This window comes from Nocardia sp. NPDC058114 (assembly GCF_042884695.1).
Classification (GTDB): Bacteria; Actinomycetota; Actinomycetes; order Mycobacteriales; family Mycobacteriaceae; genus Nocardia.
This window is the reverse complement of sequence record NZ_JBHVTK010000001.1, coordinates 1,356,581-1,371,655: the sequence shown is the minus strand read 5'-3', so window position 1 is coordinate 1,371,655 and position 15,075 is coordinate 1,356,581. Positions and strand designations below refer to the sequence as shown.

At 65.8% G+C, this 15,075-nt stretch carries 11 protein-coding genes and 1 pseudogene; 7 read left to right on the top strand and 5 right to left on the bottom strand.

Translation table 11 applies throughout. The features are described from left to right. Positions 1–55: 55 nt before the first annotated feature. Positions 56–1,420: a lipase family protein gene (locus ACFVVI_RS06295; protein ID WP_379314070.1), complete on the bottom strand. Its 1,365-nt coding sequence runs from the start codon at positions 1,418–1,420 to the stop codon at positions 56–58. 508 nt (positions 1,421–1,928) lie between these two features. Here ACFVVI_RS06295 and ACFVVI_RS06290 point away from each other — a divergent pair. Beyond that, positions 1,929–3,263, top strand: a complete 1,335-nt coding sequence (locus ACFVVI_RS06290; RefSeq protein ID WP_387443651.1) for a lipase family protein — start codon at positions 1,929–1,931, stop codon at positions 3,261–3,263. 99 nt (positions 3,264–3,362) lie between these two features. After that, on the top strand, positions 3,363–3,986 hold the full coding sequence (locus ACFVVI_RS06285; protein ID WP_387443650.1) for a TetR/AcrR family transcriptional regulator: 624 nt from the start codon (positions 3,363–3,365) through the stop codon (positions 3,984–3,986). Between the two features lie 71 nt (positions 3,987–4,057). On the opposite strand, the gene ACFVVI_RS06280 is transcribed toward ACFVVI_RS06285, so the two are convergent. Beyond that, on the bottom strand, positions 4,058–5,698 hold the full coding sequence (locus ACFVVI_RS06280) for a CocE/NonD family hydrolase (RefSeq protein WP_387443648.1): 1,641 nt from the start codon (positions 5,696–5,698) through the stop codon (positions 4,058–4,060). Positions 5,699–6,216: 518 nt separating this feature from the next. Here ACFVVI_RS06280 and ACFVVI_RS06275 point away from each other — a divergent pair. From ACFVVI_RS06275 to ACFVVI_RS06260, 4 genes and pseudogenes are all read left to right on the top strand, one after another. After that, positions 6,217–6,714, top strand: a complete 498-nt coding sequence (locus ACFVVI_RS06275; RefSeq protein ID WP_387443646.1) for a MarR family winged helix-turn-helix transcriptional regulator — start codon at positions 6,217–6,219, stop codon at positions 6,712–6,714. A 37-nt stretch (positions 6,715–6,751) separates the two neighbouring features. Next, positions 6,752–8,263, top strand: a pseudogene (locus ACFVVI_RS06270) (MDR family MFS transporter); the annotation flags it as partial. A 48-nt stretch (positions 8,264–8,311) separates the two neighbouring features. Further along, positions 8,312–9,301: a collagen binding domain-containing protein gene (locus tag ACFVVI_RS06265; protein WP_387444475.1), complete on the top strand. Its 990-nt coding sequence runs from the start codon at positions 8,312–8,314 to the stop codon at positions 9,299–9,301. Beyond that, positions 9,301–10,122, top strand: a complete 822-nt coding sequence (locus ACFVVI_RS06260) for a YceI family protein (RefSeq protein WP_387443644.1) — start codon at positions 9,301–9,303, stop codon at positions 10,120–10,122. Before ACFVVI_RS06265 ends, ACFVVI_RS06260 begins: the two co-directional genes overlap by 1 nt. A 57-nt stretch (positions 10,123–10,179) precedes the next feature. Here ACFVVI_RS06260 and ACFVVI_RS06255 read toward each other — a convergent pair whose 3' ends face one another. Then, positions 10,180–11,280 (bottom strand): methyltransferase, encoded by a 1,101-nt coding sequence (locus ACFVVI_RS06255; protein ID WP_387443641.1) that lies wholly within the window; start codon positions 11,278–11,280, stop codon positions 10,180–10,182. A 758-nt stretch (positions 11,281–12,038) separates the two neighbouring features. On the opposite strand from ACFVVI_RS06255, the gene ACFVVI_RS06250 reads away from it, so the two are divergent. After that, on the top strand, positions 12,039–13,304 hold the full coding sequence (locus ACFVVI_RS06250; protein ID WP_387443639.1) for a glycosyltransferase family 87 protein: 1,266 nt from the start codon (positions 12,039–12,041) through the stop codon (positions 13,302–13,304). 204 nt (positions 13,305–13,508) lie between these two features. On the opposite strand, the gene ACFVVI_RS06245 is transcribed toward ACFVVI_RS06250, so the two are convergent. Together ACFVVI_RS06245 and ACFVVI_RS06240 are read right to left on the bottom strand one after the other, a co-directional pair. Beyond that, the gene (locus tag ACFVVI_RS06245; RefSeq protein WP_387443637.1) at positions 13,509–14,030 is read right to left on the bottom strand and encodes a DUF6924 domain-containing protein; all 522 of its coding nucleotides are present in this window, start codon (positions 14,028–14,030) and stop codon (positions 13,509–13,511) included. 75 nt (positions 14,031–14,105) lie between these two features. Further along, complete coding sequence (locus tag ACFVVI_RS06240) at positions 14,106–15,044, bottom strand: alpha/beta hydrolase family protein (RefSeq protein WP_387443634.1); 939 nt, start codon at positions 15,042–15,044, stop codon at positions 14,106–14,108. Positions 15,045–15,075: the final 31 nt, after the last annotated feature.

Genomic DNA, 15,075 nt, shown 5'->3' with positions numbered 1-15,075 from the left:
ATGTTCGCGTTCAGCTGAGGCTGTCGCGATCCACGAGTCGACCCGACAGCGGGCGTCAGCGGGTGCCGATGGGCTGACCGAGGAAGGCCGCCAGCTCACCGCCGATGATCGAGACCCACTCCCCCCATGTGCGCGAGTCCAGCGCCATGGAGCCGACTTCATCGAGTTGGCAACCGTTCTCGACCGGCACCCCGGCGAAGCGATCTCGCATCCACATCATGGCGCTCGGCAAGCCGATACCCTCCAGGCTCAGATGCTCGCTGAAGTGATCACGGGTATAGGTCACCTGCGCGTTCGGATCCTGACAGTAGGTGCCGTAGAGCTTGTTGACCGGCCCGACGGGCACCAGCCAATCCATGTTCGCCTGGTACAGGAACACCGGCATGTCCGGCACACTCTTACCCATCCGGGTGCGCTCGATCACCGCCTGGGCAGCCGGTGCCGCGAGGGGATCTCCGGGTGTATTGAACAGCCCCTTGATATCCATGAACGGGAACAGCGCCGCCTGAAAGCCCACGCACAGCTGATCCTTCGCGGTCAACAGCGCCTGCCCCAGCGGATTGTTCGTTTCACGCAGGAAGGCGGCGAACTCCGGCTCTTCATGCGCCAGGCCGATGATGCCCGCGTACACCAGACCGGAGGCCGCGTTGTTGTTCGCCAGATTCACCAACTCGCCCAGGTCGGCATCAGTGCCGCCGGAGACCGCGCCGACGATATTCAGTTCCGGCGCATAGGTTTTGCGCATCTCGGCCGCCCACATCGTAGGGACCGAACCACCGGAGTAGCCCATCATCCCGACCTTGGTCGCCGCCCCGTCCAGCCCCATCGGCGCGAAGTTCTCGGCCGCGCGAATGCCGTCGAGCGCGATCCGCCCGGCCAAGGGGCCGTGCGCGAAGGCCGCGTTCGGCCCCTGGTGATCGGGCACCACCACGGCCCAGCCCTGTTGCAACGCCACCTGGACCTCGAGGAACCCGATCGGCGCGACCAGCTGCCCGGTGAGGAAGCCGGGCAGCGCCCACTGCTGGATCGAATACGACGAGGCGCAGTACTTACCCGTCGAGTCCTCGGCCATGTGGTACGAGAGCAGGTTTCGCGACCCGCGTGGCACTTCTCCGCGCGGCTTCAGCACCGTCGCGACAGCGCCTATCGGTTCGTCGCGACTGTTGTTCGACCGATACGACAGCTGCCAGGCATCGACGTTGAGCGGCAGCACGTTGTAGGTCGCGACGTTCACCTGCCGCGCGGCGATGATCTCGCCGGGCTGTTTGGCTGCGACGACGTCCGCGGGCGGGCGGTAGAAGGAATCGAACTCCGGTATCGCCGGTGAACTCACGAACGGCGGCGCGGGCTGCACGACTCCGTCGAACGGCAGTGCTGAGGCCGGCGCGGCGACGACCGTGGCGGTCCCCGCGACCATCATCACGGCGAAGGCGAGCGAACGGGCCCGCACCCGCGACCTTGTCCGGCTGTGGCGGTCTCTCACCGGCGGGCGCCAGTTCACTGCGGCCATATCGAGCACTCCCAGCATCATTGTTGGACGCGAATATCTAAGATGTGGGGCACATTACCCATCCAGCGAGAGATGAGGCAAGTCACAGTTGGCTCCACGAATGGGTCCATCCCGCCTCAGAGGTGCGGCGGTGATGACCAACTGACCCAGACACTCAGACGTAACGCCTTCGCCACCCCAAGCGCATCGATTTCATTGCGTGTAGACCGAAATGAAGCTGCTACCAGCGCGGTGAGCACTAGACCACCGGCGACTTGATCGAGATTGGACATACATAGACAATGACGTCTACTGTTTCGCTGCGACTTGGAACACACAGCGTCTGAGTCAGTGCAGTGGCACACTCGAGAGGTTGGGGAAGATGAACTTTCGTCCAGGAGCGGCTAGCCGCCGTCTGATGGGGCTGGCGGCGGGGGCGATGGCAATCGCGATGATCGCCGGCGCTGCCCCCAGCACGGCCGAGCCGACTGTGGTTCAGCCCGCTACTCCGATTCCGGCCCCGCCGGAGCTCGATCCCGCCTTTTACCGACCAGCCGCCGACGTCGTTGCGGCGAAAGCACCCGGTGAGATCATCGCCGCGCGCCAGGTGAACGTCGCCAACGTCGGGGTCATCCCGCTCAATGTCGATGCGTGGCAGGTGTCCTACCGGTCGAACAACAGCCGCGACGAGGCCGTCCCGGCCGTCGCGACGGTACTCGAGCCGCGGAATTCGACACCGTCGAAGCTGGTGTCGATGCAGATCGCCGAGGATTCGCTGGCCGGGTATTGCGCGCCGTCCTATGCCGTGCAGCAATGGTCGCCTGCCATTCTGGCCGGCCAGATCGTCGCTCCGGCAGAGTTCGTGATCGCGCAAGCGGCGGTGCAACAGGGCTGGGCCGTCGTGATCCCCGACCATCAGGGGCCCGACAGCGCGTACGCGGCCGGGCCACTGGCCGGTCGCATCACCCTCGACGGCATTCGGGCCGCCCGGAATTTCGAGCCGCTACGAGTCACGCCGGACGCGCGCATCGGCATGTACGGATACTCCGGTGGCGCGATCGCCACTGGCCACGCGGCCGAGCTGAAACAAAGCTACGCACCCGAGATCGATATCGTGGGTGCCGCCGAGGGCGGTGTTCCCGCCGATCTCGGCGCAGTGCTCAGCAACGGCAACAACGGGGCGTGGGCCGGGATCATCTACGCCGCGGTACTCGGCCTTTCGCGTGAGTATCCGGAGTTCGCGGACATGTTGAACCGAGATCTCGACCCGCTGGGCAAAGGTCTGGCGACGGTAAAGGGCGGGCTGTGCGTGCAGTACAACACCGCGCTGGTGCCCTTCCTGAACATCTCGGGCATGCTGCGCGTCCCCGGCGGCGACCCTCTGCGCGACCCCGTTGTCATGGCGACCCTGGACAAGACCCGCATGGGCAAGTCTGTTCCCGACATGCCGATGTATATCTGGAACGCCAACCCGGACGAACTCATCCCGGTCGGTCCGGTGAACACGTTGGTGAATACGTACTGCGAAAGCCCCACGGCGACAGTGCAATACACGCGCGAGCACTTTGCCGAGCACATCACAACGGAGATCTCCGGGGCCGCGCCGGCGCTGCTGTGGTTGAAGGATCGACTCGACGGAGTTCCCGCTCAGCCGGGGTGCAGCATCACCGATGCGGGCTGGCTAGCCCTGAATCCGGACGGAATGACCCTGTTCGCGTCCATCTTCGGCGAGACGATCGCGTCGTTCTTCGGCAAACCGATCGGAGCCAAATAGTCGAGCCAGCTCGGAGTGGACCACCGAATCATCGGCTTCTTCCGAACTGTCCATCGGCTGCCGCGAACCGGCCGCGCTCGGGCCACTAGAGTTGACGGCGTGATTGCGAGCGGGTCCCCACGCATCTACGACGGTCGCCCGGTCGAGGATCGCCGGGCCGAACGGCGGGAGCAGTTCATCGCAGCCGGTCTCGCCGTGTTCGGCGAGCAGGGATATCAAGGCGCATCCATCACGATGGTGTGCAAGGCCGCTGGGTTGGCCCGCGCGCAGTTCTATGAGCATTTCGGCAACCGCGAGCAACTACTGCTGGCGGTCTACGACCTGGTTCAGACTGATGCGCGCCGGGCGGTGGTCGAGGCGCTGAGCGAGGCCGGCGAGGTTGACGCGCCCGCGCGGGCGCGCATCGCTGTGCGTGCCTACGCCGAATCGATCGGGATGAACCCCCATCGTGCGCGGGTATCTTTCGTCGAAATCGTCGGCGTGAGCGCCGATGTCGAGAAGCACCGGGTCGACCAGCGTGAGATCTGGGTACAGTTCTTCACGGCAGAACTGAAGCAGGCGCGAGACCCGGACTTCGTTCCCGCCGGCGGTTTCCGTGCCGCAGCAACAGGTTTCATCGGAGCGCTCATGGCGCTGGTTCATCAGTGGAGCATCGAGGGAACCTCCGCCGAACTCGAGGACCTGGTCGAGGTTCTGACGCGTTTCCTCATCAGCGTGATGTGAAGCCGGCTGTCGGCCGCGGCGGACTGATTGCCGGAGACCGCGCTGTCCCGGGCAATCAGTCACCGGTGGTATCAGTCAGCCAACGGGATATCGATACCCGCGGCACCATGGAAGGCGGACAGCGTCACCACGGCGCCAGGTTCGGTCTCGCCGGCGTACAAGGGGTCCTCGGTGGCGAGGATGACGGCAAGCCGGTGGCCGGCGGGGACCCGATAGTCAGTGGCCTGCAGGCGCAGTTCGACTGCGGTGGGATGTTCCGGTACGGCGTTGCTCACGGTGGTCGCGGCATGGGTGATGATCTTCAGGTTGCCGGTGACCACGTCCAGGTCGAAGAGGTAGGCGACGACGGTGGCGGTCTTCGTGGTGGGCGTCACCGTCACACGAATTCGCGGGATGCCCGCGATGTGGTGCGGCGACGGGAGCGGAGCGCTCGTCCACACCGCTGCGGCGGATCGGTCGACCTCGGCGAGCTTGTGACGCACGGGCATGAGCAACCGCTCGCGGAAGCCATCCATGACCAGTTGATTCACGGCGCGGACATTCGGGGCACCGGACCGGATATTCCGGCTGAACTCCGATGGCGGGTCGAGAACCAGCGCACCATCGCCGGATCCGCTCGCAGGTGCGGCGAGATAGTAGGTGCGGATCGGATTGGACGACCAGCCTTCCACACCGGCGAAGGAGGAGACGGTGAAGCTGTGCATAGTCTCGGTGTGCACGGCACCGTCGTCATCGATGCCGTTGTCGACACCGTTGAGATAGTGGTCGAGCCAGTCGTATGCGGCCTCGGTGGTGCGGGTGTACACACCGAGCAGCAAGCCCGGGATCTCCACTGCCCCATGATCTCCGATTGCCAGATCCAGGCGCTTGGGGCCGGGGAACTCGGCGAAGTAGCTCAGCAGCTGGTTCTGGGGAAAAATGGTCTCGTGCCAGTAGCTGGTGAAGAAGGTCGGCACGGGGCGGCGCTGATCCGGGATGTGGGCGGGTGACCGCCGTCGCGCGTACTCCAGCACGCCTTCGATGTCGGTGTTCGTCCGGAAGTCTTCGAGCACCTTCACCAGTTCGGCGCTGGGCTTCTCACTGATCGCGGCCAGCGCTTCGGCGGCGAGGATGTGACGGGTCCCGTTGTCGTACAACGCTTCGCCGAGGTCAGCCCATGTGCTCAGGGCGACAACCGCTTTCACGCGCTGATCGGACTGAGCGACGAGCTGGCCGATGCCTGAGCCGTAGGAGATGCCGGCCATGCCGATACGCTCCGGGTCCACCTCGATTTCCGGGTGCTCGAGCGCCCAGCTGATCACCAGCGACCCGTCCGCGACGTCTTCGGGACCGGCCACTGTCAGCTCGCCACCGGAACCGGGCAAGCCGCGCTCGGTATAGGCGACGACGGCGTAGCCGCGCATGAGCAGCCTGATCAGCGCCCCGGAGTACATTTTCCAGCCCGCCGGGTCCAAACCGGCGGGAAGCACGACGAGCGGATGCGGGCCTCCGCTGGTCGGCCAGGCGGCCATCGCGTCGAGCAGATCGCCGTCGTAGCCGGGAATCTGGACCTGAGCGAACCGGCACCGCCCGCGGACGGCGGCGATGTCATCGACCAAGTAGTCGGGGACGCCGGCCGCGTTCCCGGTGAGCAGATCGGCAACGACGGCGAACGCGGCGGCTTCCTGATCGGGGGCGAGTAGACGCAGGCGGTCCGGGCGAGCTTCTGGCATGGCGATCTCCTGTCGAATTGGTGTATTTCACGGCAGCAGAACAGTTTCGCGACAAGCAAGGGAGCCATAGCGGGATCAGATCCGAGCCCCCCGCTCAGCAGTTATGCTACATCGACATCAATCATCTGCGTGTCCTGTTGCCGCAGTTGCCATCCGAATTCCCTCCCCCGCGCTCGTTGACTGATCATGTTCTGCCCCAACGCTTCACAGCGTCGAGGGAGACGGCGCGAACCGGGCGGCCCGCGAAGTTCCCGGCACACCGACGCCCACCGCGATCGCCCCCTCGGTCGTCGCATATCCGAGGAAGCCGCACGCCCGGCACCGGCCCACTTCTCACAGAAGGGCCGTAGAGCACGTCGCGCCGGATCGTGCCAACCGGGCTTGCCTGCCGTTCCCGCCGTTGTTGTCGCAGCCGTCGCACCAAGCCGCACAGCCCTCCATGCCAGCTAGTTGATTAGCACAAGTAATGTAATGTATAGTTGCATTCTGCAAGTAAATATTCTCGTCTGGGAGTAGTCATGGCAGTGTCACCCGATACGGCTCAGAGCCTGATCAGAGAGCTCTATTTCATGGGCCGGACCATCCGCGCTGCCCTCTCCCATCCCGACGAAGGGGACCTGCTTCCAGGCGGCATCGGCGTGCTGGGCTCGCTCGAGGCCAGGGGTCCGTGCCGGCAGGTGGATCTCGCTGTGGACTTGTGTATCAGCCCGTCGACACTGAGCAGACATGTCGCCGAGCTGGTGCGCTCCGGCAACATCGCCCGCCACGCCGATCCCAGCGATGGCCGGGCCACTCTCATCCAGATCACCGACGAAGGACGCGATCTGCTGCGGCGAGTCCGAATATCGCGAGCACAGGGATTGCAGATCGCTCTCGCCGATTGGAGCGAGGACGAAGCCGAACAGGCCACCTCGGTCGTTCGCAAACTCAGGAATTCACTGGCCGCAGTCGTGCCCCACACCGCGGTGGGCACGCGCCGGCCGGTTTCGACAGAAAGTCAGGAAACGGATGTCTGATCCAGTCGAGTCGGGGACGCGGCGGGCCCCGGTCGCGATGACCCATCGTCAAATCCTGGAAGCCATGACCGGGCTGCTGGCGGCGCTGTTCACAGCACTGCTCAGCACCACGATCGTGGCGACCGCGCTGCCCACGATCATCGGCGACCTGGAGGGGTCGCAGACCGCATACGCCTGGGTCATCACCACAGCACTGCTGGCCAACGCCGCGTCCACCCCGATCTGGGGCAAGTTCGCCGATCTGTTCAACAAGAAGCTGCTGGTCCAGTCGGCCATCGTCATCTTCGTCATCGGTTCGGTGATCGCGGGCGTCGCGGGCAATGTGCCCATGCTGTTGGCGGCACGAGTCATCCAGGGCATCGGCATGGGCGGCTTGACCGCGCTCGTCGTCGCGATCATCGGTTCCATCGTCTCGCCGCGTGAACGCGGGCGCTATTCCGGCTACATGGGTGCGGTGATGGCGGTGTCGATGTCGGGTGGACCCATCCTCGGCGGTGTCATCGTCGACAGTCCGCTCGGCTGGCGCTGGTGCTTCTTCGTCTGTGTGCCCCTGGCCGTGATCGCTCTGGTGCTGCTGCAGCGGACCCTGCGGCTGCCGACCGAACGCAAGGCTGGGGTGTCGATCGACTGGCTCGGCGCCGCCCTGATGACGGCCGGTGTGTCGGTGCTGCTCATCTGGGTGTCGTTCGCGGGGAAGGCGGACTACTACGCGTGGTTCTCCCGCGAATCGGCCCTGTACGTCGGCGTGGGCGTAGTGCTGCTGCTCGCGACCCTGCTGGTCGAATCCCGAGCCAAGTCGCCGATCATCCCGCTCTCGATCGTCACCGAGCGCACCACCGGTCTGGCGATCATCGCCTCGATCGCGGTCGGAATCGGGATGTTCGGAGCGACCACCTTCCTCGGCCAGTACTTCCAGACCGCGCGCGGATACTCACCGACGGTGGCCGGTGTGCTGACCATCCCGATGGTCGCGGGCATGCTCGTCGCGTCGACCGGTTCCGGACAGCTGATCACCCGGTTCGGGAAATGGAAGTCGTTCGTCGTCACCGGCGGTGCGCTGCTGGTGGTCGGGTTCGGGCTGCTCTCGACGATCGATCACGCCACCAACCTGTGGTTGGTCGGCACCTATATCGCCGTTGTCGGGCTCGGTGTCGGCATGATGATGCAGAACCTGGTGCTGGCCGTGCAGAACACCGTGAGCGTGCACAATATCGGCGCGGCATCGAGCAGCGTCGCGTTCTTCCGCACGTTCGGTGGCGCGATCGGTGTCTCGGTGCTGGGGTCGGTCCTGGCTACCCGTGTGAGCGAGCTGTCGACAGAGGGTTTCGCGAAGATCGGTGTGACAACCAGTTCCTCCGGCGGCAGCAATCTGAACCTGCACGGCCTACCCGCACCGATCGCGACGATCGTGCGCGCCTCCTACGGCGATGCGACCGGCCGGATCTTCCTCATCGCCGCCGGGGCAGCGGTCGTCGCCTTCCTCGCGACCATGTGGCTTCCGAATCGTCCGCTGCGCAGCACGATCGACATCGATCCGGCGCTCGACCCGACCGTGAAAGAGTCTGCGTCGCAGGACAATCCGACCGATGCCGACAGAATGGCAGCGCTGGACGCCGAATTGGCCGTACTCGCGGACCCGAGGTGGGAAGAAGACCCGGTCTGGGAAGGCGCCGAGCGAGTGTTGTCCGAGTCAGAGCTGGTGTCGACTGCTTCGGCCGGACGGCACGCGCCGGTAGCTCAGAACGGTCATCGGGCCTACCAGGCCGACGCGTCGTCGCAGTCCGCTCCGTCCACCGGCGAGTTGTCCGGCTCGGGCATCGGCGGTGGAGCGGTGGACGGTCATGTCCGCCGCGAGAATGGTCAGCCGTTACCGGGTGCGGTGTTGACGTTGATCGATCAGGGTGGCCGTCAGGTCGCGCGGGCGTGCAGTGCCGCTGATGGTGGCTATGCGATCAGTGCGCCGGAGTTGGGGGGTCATGTGTTGATCGTGTCGGCGATGGGGCACCAACCGGCCGCGGTCAATGTTTCGGTCGGCCGGCGGCCCCTGCGCATGGATCTGACCTTGGTGGGTTCCGGTGAGTTGTCAGGTGTCGTCCGCACCGCGGCGCACGGCTCGCCGTTGTCGGGTGCGACCGTCACCTTGACCGATCTGCGTGGCGAGGTGGTCGGGGCCGCGGTCACGGGCGGCGACGGCACCTACCTGTGCCACGGCGTGGTGTCGGGTGTCTACACCTTGGTCGCGGCGGCTGAGCACATGCGTCCCAGCGCAATCACATTGACGGTGCCCAACAGTGGCGTCATGCGTCATGACATCGAGTTGACCGCGATGGCGGTGCTCACCGGATCGGCGCGGGCCGACGGCGAGCGGGCGGCGCCGGACGTGCTGGTCACTGTGCTCGACGCTGCGGGTGAGGTGACCGCGACGGCGCGCACCGACGAGAACGGCCGCTACGTCGTGACCGATCTCGTCGAAGGGCAGTACACCGTGGTCGCTCGTGGCTATCCGCCGGTGACCGGGCAGGTCACCGTGACCGGTAGCGAAGCCGCCTACGACCTGCGGCTCGGTTACGACCTCGGGGATCGTTGATGAGCGGGCTGACCGGTCGTGTTCGCACCGCGGAGGGGTGGCCGGTGCCGGACGCGGTGTTGACGGTGACGGATATGACGGGCAGCCAGATCGCCCGTGCGGTTGCCGACGAAACCGGCGCGGTGAGCACCGGCCTGATGCCCGCGGGTACTCACACCGCGGTGCTCACCGCTGTCGGGTTCGAGCCGGTGGCACGGATCGCGCAGATCTCTTCCACCGGGACGGGCGCGCTCGGTGAGGTGGTCCTGGTGCCGACGATGGGGGCAGTGGCGCTGCCCCCGACCGGGCCGTGGACGATCGATCCGGCGCATTCGACAGTGATCGCCACCGCGCGTCATCTGGGAATCGCGAGCATCAAAGCCCGATTCGCCGAGGTGAGTGGGCGACTCGATATCGCTGAGCCGTTCGAGCGATCCACCGGGTACGCGGAGATCAAGGCGGCGGGTATCGATACCGGAATCTCGATGCGTGACAATCACCTGCGCTCGCCGGAGTTCCTGGACGTCGACAGGTATCCGATGATCACGTTCACCGGTCACGGGTTACGTCGTACCGGGGGTGACACCTGGGTGATGCCGGGTGAGCTGGTCATGCACGGGCAGCGCCGCTCGGTCGATCTCGAGGTGGCCTTCGGTGGGTTCGGGCCAGATCCGTGGGGTGGTGTACGCGCCGCGTTCCACGCCGAAACACTATTGCACCGCAACGATTTCGCGATCGACTACAACGCGATTGTGCGCACGGGCGTGGCCGCCGTCGGGACCACCGTCAAAATTGAACTCGACATCGAAGTCGTACAAGGCGAGCAGCTACCCGCAATCTAGCGATCACCCACACCTTGTCGCCGCGGATTGTCGAGTCGGAAAGCGAGTCTGGCGCGATCAGCGCGGGCGGGCATCGAGCACACAGTCCGGCGCGGCGGTGGGCACCGTCCGCAGCAGGGTGAAACCGCCGCGCGCGAGCAGCTCGCGGAACTGTGCCTCGGTGCGTTCGTGGCCGCCGTCGGTGTTGACCAGCATCTCCAGGTCGATGAACTTGCCCGGGTGCGGGCGCTGATGATCGGGCAGCACCAGTTCGATCACCAGCAGCCGGGCAGATGGATCCATCGCGGTGTGGATCGTGCGCAGGATCTGCTCGGCCTTGGCGTCGGACCAGTCGTGCAGGATGTGTTTGAGCAGGTAGACGTCACCACCTGCCGGAATCTCGTCGAAGAACGACCCCTCCCGCGCCGCGCAGCGCCCCGCCAGCCCGTGCGCCGCGAGTTCGCTGTCCAGGTTCGCGACCACGTCGGGCAGGTCGAACACGATGCCCTCGGCGTCCGGGTAGCGGTCGAGGATCTCCACCAGCAGGCTGCCACGCCCGCCGCCGACATCCACCAAGGTGCCGAACTGGCCGAAATCGTAAGCCGCCAGCAGCGGTTCGATGGACAGCGTGCTGATGCTGGTCATCGCGCGGTCGAACAGGTCGCCGATCTCGCGGTGCGTCGCGGCATACTCGAAGAAGCTCGCACCGTCGAGAGCGGGGCCGACGGCTTCGCCGGTACGTACCGCGTCGGTCAGGTGGGTCCAGTGGTTGCGGTGAAACGGCGAACCGAAGAACAGGGACGTGTCGCGCAACGTCACCTCGCCGTCGGAGCGCAGCGACTCACCCATCCTGGTGAGCCCATAGGAACCGTCGCGATGCTGGGCGAACACCCCGAAACTCACCAGCAGACGCATCAGCCTGCGCACGCCGCCCTCGTCGGCGCCCACCGCCGCGGCCAGCTCGGCCGCCCCGCGCCGCCCACGGGCCAGTTCGTCGGCGATACCCAGCTCGGCCGCGGCACTGATCGCCTGCGAGAGGAATCCGGCGATCTGTAGTTCCAGTAGTGCGATATGGCCGGGAACCAGTCGGCGATGCAGCGCCGAGAGCGCGTCGCGCACTCGCTCGACGGCTCGCAGAACCGGTGTGGGTGGTGGCTTCTTCAGTGCTGTGGACGTCATGAGACTCCATCGTCGGCCGGTTGACCTGCACGTACGCGACGAAGCTTACGGGAACCGCGCGCGTCGGGATACAGGAATCGGGGTCAGGTCGGAGTCGCCGGTGCGAACGACAGAACCGCGTCGGCTCCGCTGGTGCGCAGGGCGTGCGCGGCGACATGGCATTCTCGAGACGACCCAGGTCCGCTGAATCGAGCTCCCGACCCAACTACTGATCGCGCGCCCGCGAGATCGTTGACAACAATAACGAGCTCGACAACCCCGGCGGAGAAAGGTGTTGAGGCTCAGCAACTTTCATTGCCGGACAACGTTGACCGCGAGTATTCGATAGCGCCGATCCGGAGTGACAACGACTGCGAATGACTGATGCCCGGTCGTTGGCTGCGCAGCGACCGGGTGGTGGCCGGTCGACGTGGCTACAGCGAAGCGGAGGCGCCTCGTGCCACGTCGACCCGGCAACCCGATCCGATCACTCAGTCGGGTAGGTACCGAATAGGCACGGCGCGCTCGATACCGGCGGGCCTCGAGATCAGCGAGCGTGAACACCAACTGCGCACGCTCGCCCAGCATTCCGGTCAGCAACAGGTCCAACAGCGCCCGATGCTGAGACCGCGCCGATCGCGCCATTTCGCACCGCCCAGGCCGGTACAGACCAATAGCCCTGCGCGGCATCGGAGCTCGATGTGGGGACGGGCCTCCTTCCACGCACCGGACATGAGCAGTTCTACAAAACCGGACAAGTACGGATAGCGTCTGGGGCCGTGTCACCAGAAAATGTAGCGCAGCCCAGCCGTCTCACCGCCGCCATACGGGTGGTGGCAGGTGTGCTCGTGCTCGCGACCATCCTCGAGGTGGTGCTGCGCGTATTGAGCCCCTACCCGCGGGTGGCGCAGCTGTTGTCCAACGATATGGACGAGGTCCACGTCGACTTCGACACCTTCTGGACCTCGGCCGTGGCCCTCACCCACGGCACCGACATCTACGAGACCCCGGCGAAGCTGAACAATCTCAACCCACCGCTGCTCTCGACGCTGCTCACGCCGTTCGCCGCGCTGGATGCGGTCACGGCCTACCGCATCTTCGTGGTGCTGACACTGCTCATGATGCTGGGCTCGGTGTTGGCGGTGTGCTCGGAACTGCGGCTGCGCCCGGCTGTCACTGCGCTGGTGACGCTGGCCGTGCTCGCGTCCACGCCACTGTTCGGAACGCTGATGCTCGGCCAGATCTACCCGCTGCTGTTGGTCGGGCTCGTTGCCGGGTGGATCGCGCAGCGGCGGGAGCGGCCGGTGCTCGCGTCGGTTCTGTTCGGCATCGTGGTGGCGCTCAAGCCGTCGCTGGCACCGTTATTGCTGCTCGCGGCCGTGCAGCGGCAGTGGTTGCCGTTCAAGGCCGGAATCGCAGGCGCGGCCGTCGCCTCGCTGATCGGGGTGCTCGTCGCCGGGCCGTCGAGCGCGGGGGGCTGGCTGCGCATCGCCTGGTCCGAGCCGGTGTCGGGCTGGGTGGACAACGCATCGCTGCCGGGGCTGGCGGTGCGCTTCGGACTGCCTTCCGCGATCGGGACGGTACTCGGGCTAGCGGTGCTGGCAGGCACGCTGTGGTGGTGTGGGCGCCACCGCGACCGCGTCGACCCGGGCGGCACCGCTCTGTGGGCGGTACTCGCCGCGGCCCTGCTGTTCTCGCCCATCGCGTGGCACAACTACCTGATGCTGCTGTGGCCGGGCGTGCTCGTGCTGATCACGCTGGGCCGCGGCGAGCTCACCGCCATCGCGCTCGCGGTGCCGGTCTTCCCGCTGTCCTTCACCGTGGAGTTGCCGCCCCACAGCAGCGTCGCCGCCGCCGTGACACACTCGCTCTACTGCGCTGTCCTCGTGGGCTACTGGGTGGTTCTGGTGCGCGGAGCGACACTGTCCGCGCCGAGCTACTCGCGGTCGTCCGGCGCGGCCACGAGCACGCCACCGGCGGCCGCGGCGCGCCCCATGCCCAACGGGCCCTCCGCGGTGACACACGTTGCCGCCGCCGAGCCCTGACCGTTCACGCCACCACCGGTTCTGTCCTCATGACCAGCCCGCGAGGCACCTCACATATCACCGTCACGCTTCGCCGATACCACGCGGATCTCAACGTCGTCGCCCCACAGACGCTATCCCGTCGATCAGACCACGGATGACACAACCGATCACCCGTCCGATCGCACCGACGACGAAACATGTGCACCGCAAGTCGGCCCGGCGTCAGAAGCCGCGAAACACCCCGTCCGCGTCCACCGCTGATGCGAAGTCCTCGAAGTCCATGTTCGCAAGCGTGAGGTTGACTTCGGCCGGCCCTACTTCTCTTGGCAAGATCCGGAAAGTCGGCAGGCCTGCGGCGGGTTCACCGCCGCCGCTGTTGTCGACTGCCAGGATCGGGTGCTCTGGATCGCGGATGGTCTGTTCGTCGATGATGTAGATGTAGTACTGCGATGTGAGCAGCTTCTCGAGGTCTCCGGCCGTCACTCCCCGGAAGTCAGGGGTGTCGATAACGGTCAGCCCGTACTCGACGCCTTCGCTTTCATAGAACCGATTCACCGCGTCGAGTGTCTCGCGCCAGGCCGCATCGTCGTTGAAATCTGTTCGCAGCAGTAGTGATTCACCCTCGGGCAGCATTCGATTCACAGGGTTATCGTGCACGACGTTCGCGCCCGGGCCATCGTCGCAGCCCACCGTTGCCGACACGATCACCAGCGCCGTCAGCGCCGCGCGGATCACCCTCGTCATCGCACCCTTTCTCAGCCTTGCCCCACACTCGGTGCCTGCACCGAAATACCGCCTCACAGTAGTTCGACAGGCCCGCTATTTGGATTCCAGCCGTCCCAGGGGGTGGGCGGGCGCGAGTACGGCCTGGGCGATAGTCCAGCCGCGGTGATCGATATCGGCGACGTGACGGAGGTAGGCGAGGGTGACCTGCTGTATCAGCACGACCCGGTCGGGGTTCTCGTCGGTGGTCTCGCTGACGTGTTCGCCGGAAATACCGCCAAGGAAGTGCTGGCCGCCGAACACAGTGAGCAAGCTCTTGTTCGCCCGGCTCAGCGTGTAAGGATCGGTCGTCCAGGCCGGCCCGCGGGTGGACAGCGGGAGGTTGTCATCGTCCCCAGCGATCACCAGACCTGGGGCGTTGATGTGCGAGAAGTCCTGGTCGCGCAGCCACGGAAGATGTTCGCGAGCGAAGGCCGTGAGTTCTGTGCCGCCGCGTCCCGCGGTGGCGAGTTGGATACTGGCCATGACGCGCCGGTCGGACAGGTCTTCCGCGATCCCGGTTTCCGGGTCGGTGACGCGCAAACCGACCAGGATTCCCGCGGTCTGCCCACCGAAGGAATGTCCCGCGGCGATGATCCGGTCGTGGTCGACTCGACCGCGCAAACCAGGCACCGATGCCGCCAATACGGAAAGTTCGTCGAGAATGCTCTTCATGTCCTGCACCCGGTGACGCCACAGTCGCGGCTTGCGCGGATCCTCGGCTGCCAAGGCGATCCGCTTCGAGTCCAAATGCGTAGCCTGAACGACCACGAATCCGTGCGAGCTCCAATAGTCGACCAGCGGCCCGTAGGCGTCGAAGTTCGAGCCGAACCCGTGTGCGAAAAGCACGACCGGTAGGTTGTCGCCGGTGACCGGGGCGGAAACCCTCACTTGGAGGTCTTCAGCACGGCCGGACCTGCGCACCCTGAGTGGTTTGACGGTGACGGTCGGCGCGGGCGCGGGGTCGACCAGGCCGGTGACGGGGTGAATGACCATGAGTGAAATATTCTTTCGGTTCGCTGCCAGG

What these genes read in the sequence shown, in the direction of transcription:
- ACFVVI_RS06260 (WP_387443644.1), top strand. Translation starts at nt 9,301, where the DNA reads ATGAGCGGGCTGACCGGTCGTGTTCGCACCGCGGAGGGGTGGCCGGTG.
- ACFVVI_RS06265 (WP_387444475.1), top strand. Translation starts at nt 8,312, where the DNA reads ATGGCAGCGCTGGACGCCGAATTGGCCGTACTCGCGGACCCGAGGTGG.
- ACFVVI_RS06290 (WP_387443651.1), top strand. Translation starts at nt 1,929, where the DNA reads ATGGCAATCGCGATGATCGCCGGCGCTGCCCCCAGCACGGCCGAGCCG.
- ACFVVI_RS06255 (WP_387443641.1), bottom strand. Translation starts at nt 11,280, where the DNA reads ATGACGTCCACAGCACTGAAGAAGCCACCACCCACACCGGTTCTGCGA.
- ACFVVI_RS06280 (WP_387443648.1), bottom strand. Translation starts at nt 5,698, where the DNA reads ATGCCAGAAGCTCGCCCGGACCGCCTGCGTCTACTCGCCCCCGATCAG.
- ACFVVI_RS06275 (WP_387443646.1), top strand. Translation starts at nt 6,217, where the DNA reads ATGGCAGTGTCACCCGATACGGCTCAGAGCCTGATCAGAGAGCTCTAT.
- ACFVVI_RS06245 (WP_387443637.1), bottom strand. Translation starts at nt 14,030, where the DNA reads ATGACGAGGGTGATCCGCGCGGCGCTGACGGCGCTGGTGATCGTGTCG.
- ACFVVI_RS06240 (WP_387443634.1), bottom strand. Translation starts at nt 15,044, where the DNA reads ATGGTCATTCACCCCGTCACCGGCCTGGTCGACCCCGCGCCCGCGCCG.
- ACFVVI_RS06295 (WP_379314070.1), bottom strand. Translation starts at nt 1,420, where the DNA reads ATGATGGTCGCGGGGACCGCCACGGTCGTCGCCGCGCCGGCCTCAGCA.